12 protein-coding genes are annotated in these 15,327 nt (G+C 37.2%); 9 read left to right on the top strand and 3 right to left on the bottom strand.

All coding sequences use genetic code 11. The features are described 5' to 3' along the window. Positions 1-146: 146 nt before the first annotated feature. The 9 genes from ACT3ID_RS01385 (at position 147) to ACT3ID_RS01345 (ending at position 12,134) form a co-directional block, all read left to right on the top strand. Positions 147-434: a hypothetical protein gene (locus ACT3ID_RS01385; protein WP_491540182.1), complete on the top strand. Its 288-nt coding sequence runs from the start codon at positions 147-149 to the stop codon at positions 432-434. Continuing rightward, on the top strand, positions 418-969 hold the full coding sequence (locus tag ACT3ID_RS01380; protein WP_491540181.1) for a hypothetical protein: 552 nt from the start codon (positions 418-420) through the stop codon (positions 967-969). The genes ACT3ID_RS01385 and ACT3ID_RS01380 overlap by 17 nt, the downstream gene beginning before the upstream one ends. Before the next feature lie 151 nt (positions 970-1,120). After that, the gene (locus ACT3ID_RS01375) at positions 1,121-2,494 is read left to right on the top strand and encodes a hypothetical protein (RefSeq protein WP_491540180.1); all 1,374 of its coding nucleotides are present in this window, start codon (positions 1,121-1,123) and stop codon (positions 2,492-2,494) included. Position 2,495: 1 nt separating this feature from the next. Next, positions 2,496-3,374, top strand: coding sequence for a DNA adenine methylase (locus ACT3ID_RS01370; protein ID WP_491540179.1), 879 nt, complete (start codon positions 2,496-2,498; stop codon positions 3,372-3,374). A 109-nt stretch (positions 3,375-3,483) separates the two neighbouring features. Beyond that, positions 3,484-3,795, top strand: coding sequence for a hypothetical protein (locus ACT3ID_RS01365; RefSeq protein ID WP_491540178.1), 312 nt, complete (start codon positions 3,484-3,486; stop codon positions 3,793-3,795). 87 nt (positions 3,796-3,882) lie between these two features. Next, positions 3,883-7,002, top strand: coding sequence for a site-specific DNA-methyltransferase (locus tag ACT3ID_RS01360; protein WP_491540177.1), 3,120 nt, complete (start codon positions 3,883-3,885; stop codon positions 7,000-7,002). Continuing rightward, a complete protein-coding gene (locus ACT3ID_RS01355) occupies positions 6,999-10,238 on the top strand; it encodes a DEAD/DEAH box helicase family protein (protein ID WP_491540176.1) in 3,240 nt (1,079 codons plus the stop codon). Before ACT3ID_RS01360 ends, ACT3ID_RS01355 begins: the two co-directional genes overlap by 4 nt. Before the next feature lie 24 nt (positions 10,239-10,262). Then, entirely contained in the window at positions 10,263-10,505 is a 243-nt protein-coding gene (locus ACT3ID_RS01350; RefSeq protein WP_491540175.1) for a hypothetical protein, read from the top strand. 144 nt (positions 10,506-10,649) lie between these two features. Beyond that, positions 10,650-12,134: a Fic family protein gene (locus ACT3ID_RS01345; RefSeq protein ID WP_491540174.1), complete on the top strand. Its 1,485-nt coding sequence runs from the start codon at positions 10,650-10,652 to the stop codon at positions 12,132-12,134. Between the two features lie 204 nt (positions 12,135-12,338). Here ACT3ID_RS01345 and ACT3ID_RS01340 read toward each other — a convergent pair whose 3' ends face one another. The 3 genes from ACT3ID_RS01340 to ACT3ID_RS01330 all read right to left on the bottom strand — a co-directional run bounded on the left by ACT3ID_RS01340 (position 12,339) and on the right by ACT3ID_RS01330 (position 15,238). Beyond that, a complete protein-coding gene (locus ACT3ID_RS01340) occupies positions 12,339-13,523 on the bottom strand; it encodes a DUF2971 domain-containing protein (protein ID WP_491540173.1) in 1,185 nt (394 codons plus the stop codon). A 326-nt stretch (positions 13,524-13,849) separates the two neighbouring features. Then, positions 13,850-14,605: a hypothetical protein gene (locus ACT3ID_RS01335; protein ID WP_491540172.1), complete on the bottom strand. Its 756-nt coding sequence runs from the start codon at positions 14,603-14,605 to the stop codon at positions 13,850-13,852. 45 nt (positions 14,606-14,650) lie between these two features. Further along, complete coding sequence (locus tag ACT3ID_RS01330) at positions 14,651-15,238, bottom strand: hypothetical protein (protein ID WP_491540171.1); 588 nt, start codon at positions 15,236-15,238, stop codon at positions 14,651-14,653. Positions 15,239-15,327: the final 89 nt, after the last annotated feature.

Genomic DNA, 15,327 nt, shown 5'->3' with positions numbered 1-15,327 from the left:
ATATATCTAAGAAAACCACTAAGAACGGGCTAAGAAGTCTAAGATCGGTCTAAGATATCTAAGATGAATCTTTGCCAATTTCTTAGACACTTAACTTATAGTTTTTACTGCACTTAACCTTGGCTTCTAAGAAAATAAGAAAGACTATGTCTAATTTTGAAAATCCTGAAAATACCACCAACCCAACGGGCAACATGTCCTCCAACAATGAAGATTTCATGACGATTGGCGAAGCGATCAGCTATATGTGTAAAAAGCTGGGACGCATCTCCCGGACCACTTTTTACCGGTGCGGCTATCGCAAAATGATAACCGTGCGCAGTTACGGGCGGAATAAAAGTACCGGCCGTGAAGCCGTTAAGCTGTGCCGCAAGTCAGAAGTGGATGAAATCATTCAGACCATTCAGGAGAATCCCCATGCCGAAAACATCTAACCGCGTAGATGAAATGCCGATTACCAGGCAAAAAGTGATAAAATCATCTATATCTACTGAGTATCTGACAGCAAAAGTAGATGAAATTAATCGCCAGTATCATGATTACAACAAACTTCATCTATCTATAGATGAAAATAACCAACGCATTCAGATTAACTATATAAATGAGGATGGTTTTGAGGTTTCGCTAACCAGTTGGCTCGATATGGGACAAGTTGGGACGTACCTTCAAAACTACCTGCGTATGTTCTGCCTGGATCCCAACCGTATAGATCGTTTTTTCGATATAGATGAAGCTACAGTTATTCTGCCTATCGACTGGCTTCGGCCTACGAGGAAACGCCCAAAAGGTATTGCGAAAGGGTTTGTCTACATGAGACAAGCTTATCAGGGATTAATACCCCGGCGAAACCCTATTTCTGTTAGACTAAATGTAAAAGAAAAAGGTCTTTTTGATATTGTGGATGGAAATTCTACCTATTTTGTCGCAAAACAGATTGGAATAAAATCGATGCCAGTAAAACTTATATAATTACTATTATTTTTTAATAGTCTTTGCTCTTTCTCGGCCTAGTCCTTAGAATAAATGCAATTATAAAGTTGGTTTTTTATAAATAAAGGCGTTAATACAATCTTTTCACGAACAGCCACCATTAAATCCTAATGGAAAATAGAGACTTCAAATGGGATATATATATCAAGAAATAGAGACAGATAAGTTAAGCTTGGATTTCTTAAATCCTCGTTATGAAAAGGCAGAAAATCAAAGAGACGCATTACAAAAAATGCTTTCAGACCAAAAAGATAAACTAGTTAATCTTGCTGAAAGCATAATCGAAAATGGCCTAAACCCATCAGACATACCAATAGTTATTAATGGTAGCAACAGTGATTATACAGTTTTAGAGGGTAATAGAAGGATTACAGCACTTATCCTCATGTCCCAACCAGACATCATTGACTTAATTACTGATTCAGGGATAAAACGATCATTCAAAGAACTTCATGAGCTATATCTTGAGGATCCAATCAAGAAAATTAGATGTGTCCTGTTTGATAAACGGGAAGAAGCAAATATTTGGATAAACCAAAAACATTCAGGAGAACAAGATGGTGTTGGCATTGTAAAATGGGGTGCAAAAGAAAAGGCTAGGTTTCAAGAACGCAGTGGAGAAATTGACCCCAGATTATATGCATTGGAACTGGTCAAATCACATGCAGAACTAACCGAATCTGAAAAAGAACTAGTTGATGATGTTGCCATTACAACACTTGCTAGAATTCTAACTGACAGCAATATAAAAGATACTATAGGAGTAGGCATTGTAGGCGACAAGCTTGTATCTAAAACTGAGCTGGCAAACTATATTGACCCATTAACCAAAATAGTTTTAGACCTTGCTTATAAAAGGATAAAAGTAACTGATGTCTATTATTCTGGTGATAGAGAAGGGTATTTGCATACTTTTGATGATGATATTCTGCCAAATAATGACAGTTTAGGTGAAGAGTTCGAAGAGGTTGAAGTTGATATTTCATTAACGGAAGAGACTGAAGAAAATACAGATTCAGAGGATACCTCAGAAGAAGATTCAAAAGACGAGGATTCAAAAACTAATGATACTTCTAAAAGATGGAATCTAATTCCAAGAGATTTAGATTGGAAGATTGAAAACAAAAGAGCTCTTCAAATTTTTAAGGAACTACAAAAACTGAATATCAAAGCTTACAAAAATTCAATTTCAGTAGTTCTTAGGGTTTTCCTAGAGATTAGCATGGATCATTTTATAGAAGAAAAAGAGCTAGACAATGTGTATGAACATGAAAAGTTTACTAAAAAAGTTTCTAAAATTGCTGACTATATGCAGGAAAATGACATTTTGAATAGAGATCAACTGAAGGCACCCAGAAATGCTGCAAGTAATCCCCATCACTTATTTTCTGTAGATACTTTTCATAGTTATGTGCATAACCGCTACCTAATTCCCTCACCAAATGAATTAATCATTACTTGGGACAACATGGAACTATTTGTTAAAAAACTCTGGGAAAATTAATATGAGATTTATATCACCACTCAGGTATCCCGGAGGAAAAGCTAAGCTAGCCCCTTTTTTTCACAACCTAATTAGTAAAAATGACTTATATGATTATGAATATGTAGAACCGTATGCAGGAGGTGCGGGAGTCGCCCTAGATTTACTAAGTAAAAAATTTGTTAAAAAAATTCATCTGAATGACTTAGACTACTCTATCTATAGCTTTTGGCATTCAATTCTCAATCATCCCGATAAGTTTTGTGAGGAAATAAAAAAAATACCAGTTAGTCTTGATGAATGGGAAGAACAAAAAGAGATTGTCACCAAACCAGACAATCATAATATCTTTGAAGTCGGTTTTGCCACATTTTATTTAAATCGTACTAATCGATCAGGGATTATTAATGGCGGTGTAATAGGCGGAAAATCCCAAGAAGGAAAATGGAAAATTGATGCCAGGTTTAACAAAAAAAACCTTATAAAAAGAATAAAGTTTATAAGCCTTTACAGCTCACAAATAGAGATTTATAACAAAGACGCTGCCCAATTCTTACAAGAAACAATTAGCTCAATCAATGACAAAAGTCTGATTTACCTTGACCCTCCTTACTATGAGAAAGGAAGTAAACTATATGAAAATCATTATTTGCACGATGACCATCTAGAAATTTCTAACATTATAGATGAAGTCAAAAAATATTGGGTTATATCGTATGATAATAAAGATCCAATCAACAATATGTATGAAGATTATGACAGATTATTTTATGACTTACACTATAGTGCACAAAAGAAATATTTTGGATCTGAAGTTATAATACTGGACCCAAGATTAACCTTCCCCAACATTGAAGAAATTAATATCATTAAAAATCCTACCAGGATATCTGCAAATTAAAGCTTTATTTCCCTCTTCCAATCCAGCAATTCCAATCCTACTGACACAAAGTTGTCAGTAACGCAGTGTATATTTCATCTACTTTTTCTTTATAACTAAGGAGAGCAATATGATTACACTCAAGATTGGAAAAGAACAGAGAAAGAATGATGATATAAAAGAGCGTTGGATTGCCCAGCAAATAAGGAAGAGACAGAAGGATGATCAGCCCATTTGTGTAAAAGCAATCATTAATGAAGGAGATGTTAATGTAAGCTTTTCAACTGCTGCCTGTACAAGTACTGGTGGCGGCGGTGGTCGTGCCCCAAATCGGAAAGAACGCAAACTACTTGATCTTTGGAAAAATAAAGGTTTAAAAAAAGAAGATATAAATGCAGGCATGATCATCTCCTTCCTTAACCAATATGATAAATATCTATAATTAAATTGGAAGGCGCATAGTATTGCGCCTTCCATTATATTCTCACATCTTAATAGCCAAATTCAAACATCAACTTGTAGCATCTCCATGCCAGAAAGCCGTCAAGAACTCCGCACTAAACTACAAAAGAAGCTTCGGGAACTTTTTCAGTTCAATAAGTCAGATCTAAATTTTGGTATATATCGCATTCTCAATCGTAAAAGAGATGAGATTGAAGCATTTATTGAAGAAGATCTGTTAAATGCTATTGAAAAGGGACTGGAAGAATATACCCAGGATGATGTGTCTCAGCTTGATGAGCTAAAACAGGATATTAAAAATACGCTGGGAGAACAGGCCTTTGAAAATGGAGGTCTTGCGGAGCAGTACGAAAATACTCCTTTAGGTAAAAAGTATCTGCAAGCTAAAGAGAAGGCCGAAAAACAAGAAGTCGGTGAAGAAATTGAGAAACGTATATACCAAGATTTATACACGTTCTTTTCGCGCTACTATGACGATGGGGATTTCCTCACCCAGCGACGTATTAGCACACGTGACTCCAAATATGCTATTCCCTATAACGGTGAGGAAGTAAAGCTGCACTGGGCCAATAAAGACCAGTACTATATTAAAACCGGTGAACACTTTGCGAACTATAAATTTGAGGCTAATGACCTGAATATATGGTTTAAAGTACAGCAGGCCGAAGTAGAGAAGGACAATGTGAAAGAAAGTGATACGCGATACTTTGTGCTCCGTCCGGATGATCCTATCGAAGTTAATGAAGAAAAAGATACGCTTACGCTTTGGTTTGAGTACCGTCCACTGAAGGATGAAGAGGAGGAAAAGTGGCTCGAAATTTACAATGAAACTGCAGGTAAATCACTTAAAACGATAGATAGAGAACGCCTTTGTACTGCTTTTGATGACTTGGTGCGCAGTGAGGTGACTGGCCGCTGGCGCGATGCTTTATCTACCATGCCGGATGACAAGGAGCATTCTCTGCTGTACGAAAAGCTGAATCATTTTACGGCCAAGAATACAACAGATTATTTCATTCACAAGAATCTGAAAGAGTTCTTGGAACGGGAGTTGGAATACTATCTGAAGCATGAAGTAATACAAGTAGATGATTTTATTAAAGCCGATTCTGAGCAGCCACTACAAACGGCGTTAACGCGGGCAAAAGTGGTAGGTGATATCGCGCAAAAAGTAATTTTCTTCCTGAAACAAATTGAAGAATATCAGAAGAAACTTTTTGAAAAAAGAAAATTTGTAGTAGACACTCACTACTGCGTAGCGTTGGATAAGGTCCCCGAAGAACTTTATGAAACCATCTTAGAGAATGAGAAGCAGCTGGCCTACTGGGAAGACTGCTATAGTATGGACCAGTGGGAAAAGAACCTGGAGTGGAATGGCGAGTGGACGAAAGCAACGTTAAAGAGCCATCCACATATGATGATAGATACCAAGTTTTTTGAGGCTGATTTCAAATATAAGCTATTAGCCTCTTATGATAATTTGGAAGAAGAGTTAGGTGGGTTGTTAATCAATGGAGAAAATTTTCAAACGGTAAATCTTCTCACTGAGAAATATAGAGAAAAAATAAAAAGCACCTATTTAGATCCACCTTATAACACAAGCGCATCAGAAATTCTATATAAAAATAGTTTCAAGCATTCTTCTTGGCTTGCATTAATAGAAAATCGCCTTGTTCGAGGAGATAATCTACTTAAAGAAGATGGCATATTATGTATTACAATTGATGATGTAGAATACCATCGTCTTTACGCACTGCTTAAAAATTTGTATGGGGAAGAGAATATTGCGGGTGTTTCAGCTATAAAAAATAACCCTTCAGGCAGATCCACTGTTACCGGCTTTTCTATTTCTCATGAGTATGCAATATTTGTTTTGAAATCGAAAAATTCTTCAGTGGGCAGATTAGAAAGAAGCAAAAGCCAAAAAGAAAGATATGATGAAGAAGATGAAAAAGGTAGATTTGAATGGGTAAACTTCCGCAAACATGGAGGTACAAGAGATGAAAGCCCCAAAATGTTTTATCCGATTTACATAACAGATTCAGAAATAAGAGTTCCTGAAATGGAATGGAAAGAAGAAAAGCAAGAATGGGTTACCCAGGAAGATCCAAGTGATGATGAGAAAGTTGTTTATCCTATTGATGACAATGATCAAGAACGAAGGTGGAAGTGGGGAATCGATCGATTTTTAGAAAACCCTGATGAATTTAGTGTTCGAGAAGATGTTCATGGGAATAATGCAGTATATATGAAAGCCCGGATGAATGAAGAAGGAATTCTACCACCAACTATATGGGATAAAACAAAATATTCATCTACTGCCTACGGTACCAACTTACTAAAAAAACTCTTTAAAGAATTAGGGGCATTTTCTTATCCAAAATCAATTCATGCAGTTGAAGATTCACTTCGTGTTGCTGATTTAGGGCCAAATGACATCGCTTTGGACTATTTCGCCGGTTCAGGAACAACAGGACATGCAGTTTTAAATTTTAATAAAGAAGATAACGGTGAAAGAAAATACATTTTGGTAGAAATGGGTAAGTATTTCAATACTGTACTCAAGCCACGCCTTCAAAAGGTAGTATTTTCTGACGATTGGAAAGACGGTATTCCACAAAATAAAGACGGCCAATCACATGCCTTCAAGTATCACCTCATTGAATCCTATGAGGATGCCTTGAACAACATCGATTTTAAAGAAAAGAAAGATGTTCAGCAGGCGATGGAGTTTGACGATTATATGCTCAAATACATGCTGGATTTCGAAACCAAAGGGGTCAGCGCTACGCTGTTAAAAGATGAGGCCTTCGAAACGCCCTTTGACTATGAGCTAAATATACAGCGCGGCCATGAAAGTCCTGCTCCTGAAAAAGTTGATATGGTAGAAACCTTCCATTACCTCATTGGACTTTGGGTACAAACGCTGCATCGATATGAGCATCAGAACAGGAAGTATATTATCAGCAAAGGAGAAATTCGTGATGAGGATGCTATTGAAGATGTGCTTGTGATTTGGAGAAGTACCGAAGAGTTGGATTTAAATGAAGAGGCTGCATGGGTTACTGAGGAAATTATAGGAGATAATACTTTTGATAGAATCTATGTCAATGGAGCAAGTAAGATAAAAGACGCCGAACCCACGGAGATCACCTTTCGGGAAAAAATGTTTGAGGGAGTAGCATGAAATTAAAGAAACGATTATCGCTTTTAGGATATTTACGCAAGCAGTTTGGGGTTTACAATATCCATGATCCCAAATCTATCCAGCGCTATTACCAGGAATTAAGTCGGGACACCGAAGGGGCCGCTTATGATGCCGATGGCATTAGTACGCTGTGCAAGGTGTTGCAGAGCCACGGCCGCGTAGAAGTAGATAATCAGAAACTTCGGGAATATGATCAGAACATATCTGCTCATACAGCAAAGATAAATGAGAATCGCCAGCAGAAAGATCATATTGTATTCAAATACTTTCAGCTGTTAGCTGGTTTTTATACCGAATATTATCTTGATCAGATAACAAGTGATAAAGAGGCATTTTTAGATGAGCTGAATACTTTTGTTTCTGAGCAAGAAGACAAACACCGCTCCAAGGTACAGTACACCAATTTTGAAGCGGATGATCTAAACAAGCTGGCTTTTTGGATGGCCACCGGCAGTGGCAAAACACTGATCATGCACCTGAATTATTATCAGTTTTTGCATTACCAGCCTAAGATGAATCAGAAGCCAGACAATTTTCTTTTAATAACCCCCAATTCTGGCCTTACGCACCAACATGCTAAAGAGCTGGATATGAGTGGAATCCCTAATCAATATTATTTGGATTCCGACAGTGGCTCTGGAGTTGATCCCGAAACGGTAAAACTCATTGAGATAACAAAATTTGTAGATGAGAAGACCGGAGACGGTGATAGCATAGAAGTTTCTTCCTTCGAAGGAAATAACATGGTTTTTGTTGATGAAGGGCACAAGGGGTCCGGAACGGAAGGATCTCAATGGATGCGCAGACGTAAAGCTATTGCGAAAGAAGGGTTCACTTTTGAATATAGTGCTACCTTTGGCCAAGCGCTTAATAAAGCCAGTGCAGGTGTTCAAAATGAGTACGGTAAAGCTATTGTCTTTGATTATTCCTATCCCCGATTCTATGATGACGGTTATGGGAAAGACTATCGTATTTTGAATCTCAAGAAGAAACAGAAGTTTGAAGCTGATCAGCAGCAGGTATATCTGTTAGCTAACCTTCTGACCTTTTTTGAGCAACAGCATGTCTATCAACAACATCCCGAGGCTTTTTACAAGACCTGGAATCTGCGCGAACCTCTGCTCACCTTCATTGGACACAGCGTACAGGCCGGTCGAACGCAATCAAGTTGGCGCGTTGATGAAGAGCGAACGGTATCGGATGTACAAAAACTGATATTATTCCTAAACAAAGTATTGCAGGATGACGACTGGTCAATACATAACATTCAGCGAGTCTTGAATGAAGATTCAGGAGTCAAACGTGAAGATGGTAGCGACCTGTTCGAAGACAGCTTTTCGGTATTGCGCAATACTTACAAAGGGCAACCCGAGCAGCTTTATGTCGATTTGTTGAATAAGGTTTTTCACCTGCAAGCACCGGCTCCCTTAAAGTTAACGAACTTAACCTCTGCCGAAGGCGAAATTGGCCTGCGAGCCGGGAATAGCGATAACTTTTTTGGGGTTATCAACATCGGGGAAGACAGTAATTTTCTTTCCTACATCGAAGAAGAGTTGACTGAGCTAACCGTTGAGGAACCGAATGCGTTTGAGGATTCATTGTTTCAGAAAATAAATACCCAGCATTCGGATGTGAACGTGCTGATAGGGTCTAAGAAGTTTATCGAAGGATGGAGTTCCTGGCGCGTATCGTGTATGGGTTTGATGAATATTGGTAAAAGTGAAGGTCCGCAAATTATACAGCTCTTTGGACGTGGCGTTCGATTGTTAGGAAAAGATCGAAGTCTTAAACGATCCTCAGAGATGAAAAATATTCAGCGTCCACCGCATATTGAGCATTTAGAGACACTTCAGATATTCGGTATGAATGCTGATTACATGAAGCGGTTCCAAAAGTTTCTTAAAGAAGAAGGCATTGATACTGATCGAAGAATTGAGCTTAACCTTGATATTAAGGTCGAAGATAATCTTGATGGAAAAGGACTGCTGGTAATCCGTCCTAAAATCAGAGATGATTTTAAAGAAGTTAAGCAATTAATACTCGAAGTTAGTGACGAGATAACTCCTAAGATAGATTTAACGAGCACTGTTGAGGAGGAAACTTCCGATAACCGCGTGGAAGATCAAGCGGTAGCAGTCAACTCTGTAGAAAAGAAATATATCCCAACTAAGCTTCTGCCTTTATTAGATACCGATAACTTATATCGAGAGGCTTGGTATTATCGGAATCAGAAAGGCTATGAAAACCTCAGTTTCACCGAATCAGATATTAAAGACATTCTGCAACAGGAGCAGTACGAGTTATACTGCGAAGATTCTATTTTTGATGTCTCCTCGTTTGAAGATATACAGAAGGTAGAGCAGGTTGCCTTGATTATCGTCCGTAAATACATCGATACCTTCTATAAAAAGAAGCAACAGGAATGGGAGTATCAGCAGCTTGAGTATGAATCCTTTGATTCAGAGGACAATAACATTCCCCGAGTTGATGAGGATAGGCCGGGATATCAGCTTCGTGTGAAAGAAGGAGCTGTAGAAGAGCTGGAAAAAGAGATTAAAGCCCTATTCGAGGATCAAGAACTCTTTGAAAAGACAGTTAAAGAGAAAAAGGAAGGTAAACTACCAAGAATCTATTTTGAGAAGCATTTGTATCTTCCTCTCTTGATTGAAGATAGAAGAGAAGATAAAATTATTGAATCCACGCCACATGGCTTAAATGTTGGTGAATGGAAATTTATACAAGATCTAAAGGATTTTTTCGGTGAGCCAGAAGCGAATGAGCTACTTGGAGATTATGAAGTGTATGTGCTTCGAAATCAGTCACGGGGTCATGGCATAGGTTTTCTATTAGAAGGTGAACGGTTTTTCCCAGATTTCATAGTTTGGGTTAAAAAAGATGACGAACAACACATCTGCTTTATCGATCCTCACGGACTGCAGCATGAAATCAATGTACATGAAAACAACAAAGTACAGTTCTCTAAAGACATCAAAGAGTATGAGGAGCAGTTAAATGAAAAGAGTGGTCGAAATAATATTTTCCTCCATTCTTTCATTATTTCAGAGACCGACTTTGATGAGGTCAAAAGACTCAACAAAGTTGAGACCAAAGCCGATTGCCATGAATTAGGACTCTACTTCCGGGAAAAGGATGATAGTCATATTGACGAGATATTTCGGGAAGTATTAAGTAAAGAGACCGAAGTCAGCTATTAAATAATCTAAAATTAATGGATATACATGGATAAACATGAAAAACTACTGAAAGAGAAATTTCCTCACGTTGAGGAAGATTTGTTAGTTAATCAAAACGGGAAACAAAATTGGAGCCTATTCCGCACCAAAAGTGGTGGAGTTACAATATACTATCACGACTCGGACGATTTTTATATCGTAAATCCTAAAAAGGCTCAACACTATTCTTTGAAGGAGATTGCCGAGAGCTGGGAACCGATGACAAATACAATGTTTGCCACAAATTAATCATTTAGAGAAGAAGTAAGAGTTGAATCGCTACTGTACCCTTCCCTTTTTTCGAACCACACCCTATACTAAATCCCGATTATTTAAATAAATAATTTATTAAATCCCGAAAGTTTAATAAATTGCGTGAAAAAGGTAGCTTAAATGGCAAATTTTTTAGATGACATGCCGGAAGTATTCGTATCCCATACGGATATTTCTTCCCAGGTATCGCAGGCAGCAGCACGCGGAGAACTTAAAAAAATCGGGTCCCGCCTCTACACAAAAAATCTGACCGATGATCCCGAAATTATTGTCAAACGGCATTGGGTCGATCTGCTGTCTGAATATTATCCCGATGCGCTGATTGCCGATCGGACAGCATTGGAAAACAAACCGGCGGCGGATGGATCGGTATTTATCGTATCATCCAAAAAGCGTATTACCGAAATTCCCGGCTTAATTTTCAATCCGCGAAAAGGACACGAGCCACTGGACAGTGATCGTCCTTTTATCAATGGTCTTTATATCAGCTCCGAACCCAGAGCCTATCTTGAAAACATGCGCCCTTCCCGAGCCCGCAAAGGATCTGTTCCAAGAACCCTTCGGCAAGAAGAAATGGAAGAGCGCCTGGATAAACTCTTTCGGGTTCGTGGGGCCGACCATGTCAATAGTATCCGTGACCGTGCCCGGGAAATCGCCCAGCAGCTGGACATGCAAGAAGAATACGAAAAGCTTGACGATCTTATTGGCAGCCTGCAGGGCACGCGCAACTCTAATATTAAATCAGATGTCGGTAAAGCCCGGAAATCTCAAAAACCGTATGACCCCGATCGCGTAGATCTTTTTCTCAAACTTTTTGAAGACCTGTCGGATTTCGCTCCTCACACGCGTTCTGCGGCCAACCTTTCGCAGGACGAACGAATAAACCTCTCATTCTTCGAAGCCTATTTCTCCAATTTTATTGAAGGAACCGAATTTGAAGTAGATGAGGCTGCAGATATCGTTTTTAACAATGCGATACCAGCTGAACGTCCCGAAGATGCTCATGATGTAATGGGGACCTATCGGATTGTTTCCAACTATTCGGAGATGGCAAAAACACCTGAAGACTTTGACGGGTTTATTGCCTCGTTAAAGAATCGGCATTCTACCGTAATGGCTCTGCGGAAAGACAAAAAACCGGGTGAATTTAAGACCAAAGTAAATATAGCCGGAAGCACCCAGTTTGTGAAACCCGAACTTGTCATGGCGACCCTGGAACGAGGATTCGAAATGTATCGCGGCTTGGAATATCCCTTCCAGAAAGCGGTATTTATGATGTTCCTGGTTAGCGAAGTGCACCCGTTTACCGACGGCAATGGCCGGATAGCTCGCATAATGATGAATGCAGAACTCGTCGCAGCTGATCAACAAAAAATTATCATCCCTACGGTTTACCGAAATAACTATTTAGCTGCATTAAAGGCTTTGACTCACAACCAGCAACCCGATGCTTTGATCCGAACTCTCGACTTTGGTCAAAAGTATGTGCAGGCTATCACTTGGGACAAGTACGATGAGGCACGAGCTCAGATGGAAGCTACCAATGCTTTTATGGACCCAACCGAAGCTGACCAAGAAGGTTTTCGATTGCGCCTGCCTTCTTAGACAATATGCGCCTCTTAAACCCCGATAATTTAAACTAATCGGGTATTAAAACCCGAAAGGTTAATATAATTCACTTGTACCCTTGTTAAACGCTGAATCTATCTCTAGGAGGAAATTGAAAAGCCCTATCAGGGAGAGCCCTTCTACTCAACATTTATTTCCCTCAACCTTAGAGTAGGTTGAATTGCAGAATTAACTGAAATGCTATAATAATGGGTTGTGCCATGACGATTTTTCTTTCTTCCATTTGTAAGAGTTAATATTCTGATGCTCTAGCGCAAACTTTTTTTCATTTAAATCCATTAATGTTACTTCTACATTCAATTCATCTGCAATCTCAATTAAATCATCAATAATGTTGGGTTCCATTCTACTTCCCAAGTAAATATGTTTTATAAAAGGAAAAGGAATTTTATTATTAAAATAGCTACTAATACGACCATCTAAGATGATTCTCCATTCTTTTTCATAACTCCATTTAGTAGATTTAGTTATAAAAGCCTTATATAAAATCTCATCTATCCCAATTTTGTTAATAAGATTTCCATCTTTATCTATCGTTAGCTTTTCAAGCTTAGTCCTTGGAATACTAACTCGATATGAGGCATAAATAATTGGGAATAGACCAGCAAGAATAAGAAGATTTATATTGTTTTCAGGCGAATATGACTCATAACCGTTTTTATTTTCATAAGCTTTTAAAATATTTGCTGGCTTTAAGCTAGATATATCATATTCAACACAGAAACCTTTGTGATTATCTGCATAATGTGCCCACATTTGAATCATTCTTTCCAGATCATTTCTGCCTGGTGGATAATTGTTTGATTGTAAATTCGCAAATGAGGAAATTCTGATATTAGTCTCACGAATTTTGTCAATTTTTTTACTTACTTCTTTGTTTGTCCTTCTCCTTATTTCAGTTATTTCTTTTTCAAAATCATCGCTTTTCTTTCTCGAAATATTGAAGATTACGGACGAATAGTCTTCAATTTTACTCAACGGGTGTGGAAAAACATCTGGTTTTGAATCAGCTATTCGTCTATAATCTTTTTTTGAAAAGCCATCAGATTTTTCTGTAAATCCAGTTTCGTCAATATGTTTCAATAATGAATGTTTTTCATAGTTTTTATAGTCTACCCCAACGTGGCAATCAAAAGGGTCATTGAATGAATTTGGGTGAGATAACCAAAGTCGCTTTTTTCTTATATCAAGTATGTTATTCGAAGTTGGTGCATAAAACTTGAATAGAGTTTCGGGAACTCTCTCTTTCTTTGATTTAACCAGTTCGGGATTTTTAAATACTATTTTAGAAAATGAATTAAGAGATTCATTTTTTAAAGAAAATACATCTCTAATAAAATGCTTTTGCCATCTACGTTTTGTCATTGAGTGTTATATAAAGTAGTATGATTATAAAAGTAAAAATATAGAAATATTCACTTTTTGAGAATTCTGAAAAATCGAAGCTATTGCTCGAGGGTGACTTTGATTCTTTTTACCAAATTTATCCAAGTTTGAAGATTGCTTGAAAATGCCTGATCAGGTAAAGGAAGAGCTGAAATTAATTCTGATAATTTTTGAGAGTATTCATAATTATTAATCTCTAGATTTAAAATAGGTTATACCAATTTGTTGAGGTGTGAAAAAGCATTAATCCATAAGCATAAAAAAGTTGGGCCAAGCCCATTGATAATGCTTTACGATCGGAGATTTTATAATGGAGATAAACTAAATGTAGTTTTAAAACGGACTTTTGAAATTCGCTGATAACCAAAAATTAATTGCCGTGTTTTTTGAAGACATGTTTCGGCTTCTTGTAAAGTCGGTCGAAATGCACTTTGGTGAACTACGTTATTTCTAAGCGAATTTATTTTAACTTCTTTAATCTCAATTAAGATTTCAGATAAATCTGGCTCTGCCATTTCTCTAATTTTATCATCTGAGGGAGTCTCTTGATATTTTCTCTCACTCAAAGAACTGACAGCATTATTTATATCAGAATAACTCGATAGATCTTTTTTAAAATTTGACCTTAGAAAAAGATTTCTAAGTTTATCAAATCCTAATTTTGATATAGAATTCGATACTTCGTCAGCCAAATCATTTAATTGACCAAGTGAAATAATTTTATTTTGAAAAGGCTTGTAAAGATACTTGCTTCGTATAGCTAAAGAGAAAAAAGCTTCGAATGATTGTGAGCAATTCAAGATTACGAACATGTATTTTTTTTCTTCTAAAAGCTCATAACAATCATAAATCAAGTACTTATAGATATTACATGCATAGTCACAATTTATATTGAATGATTTTCCACAACTCTGACAAGAGACTTTTTTAAATAAGATAAATCTAAAAGTCTCTAAGTCAGTAGCTCTATTAAAAATATTCTCAAATCCACAATCTTCATATGGACAAACAGCTATGAAGTTTTCAAATGTTGGCTTTGTTTCTTCGGAATAAGGAATCATGAAACGAATAAAATTATGGTACCTAACGACACAGTTTGATCTGAATTAATGTCCAATCGCAATCCAATTCACTGAGATGCTTTTAGGGAAATCTTCGCTTGTCATCACAAAATATTCATGTGTGACCTTTTTAACGGCTATAATATCTGGTTGAAATACATCAGCTTTTCCGGAAAAGAAATCACCTTGGCTTGTTGCGATAACTATTGGAGCTTTTGAGAAAGAATTTTCAAACTTTATCCTTTCATTGATTTTAGAGTTACCAAATTCTATTAGAAAATGATCTCCATCTTTATCTGTAAACTCTAAACCACTACTTGAAACCTCATAAGGAATGTTTTTGAGCATTTCGAATTGTTTGAGCCGTTTATTTATCCTTTCGTAATTCTGGTTCATTTGTTTGACTTTTGCATTGAGAGAATCCAATACGGAAGTTTGAAAATCTTTCGAGGATACTAATTCTTCTATATAACTATTTGCCTTCTCCTGCATATAATTTTCAATACCAAAAGATACAGATAAAGAAACAACTGTTACTATAAAGGTAACCCAAGTTATTACCCACCATTTTCCTTTCTTTTTCACCCTTAGCCAAATATTTTCATACTCTTCTTGACTTAATCTATCACTCATTGATTAATATTAATTTAAAAATTAAAAGCCACCTAGTGACATTGCGCATAGGCAGGCGCCAACGTGTTGAAAAATTATTAATAAATGAA

The sequence above is a fragment of the Fodinibius sp. GM108 genome, from assembly GCF_058386985.1.
Note: the sequence above shows the minus strand (reverse complement) of the source record. Positions and strands in the feature narration are given on the sequence as shown.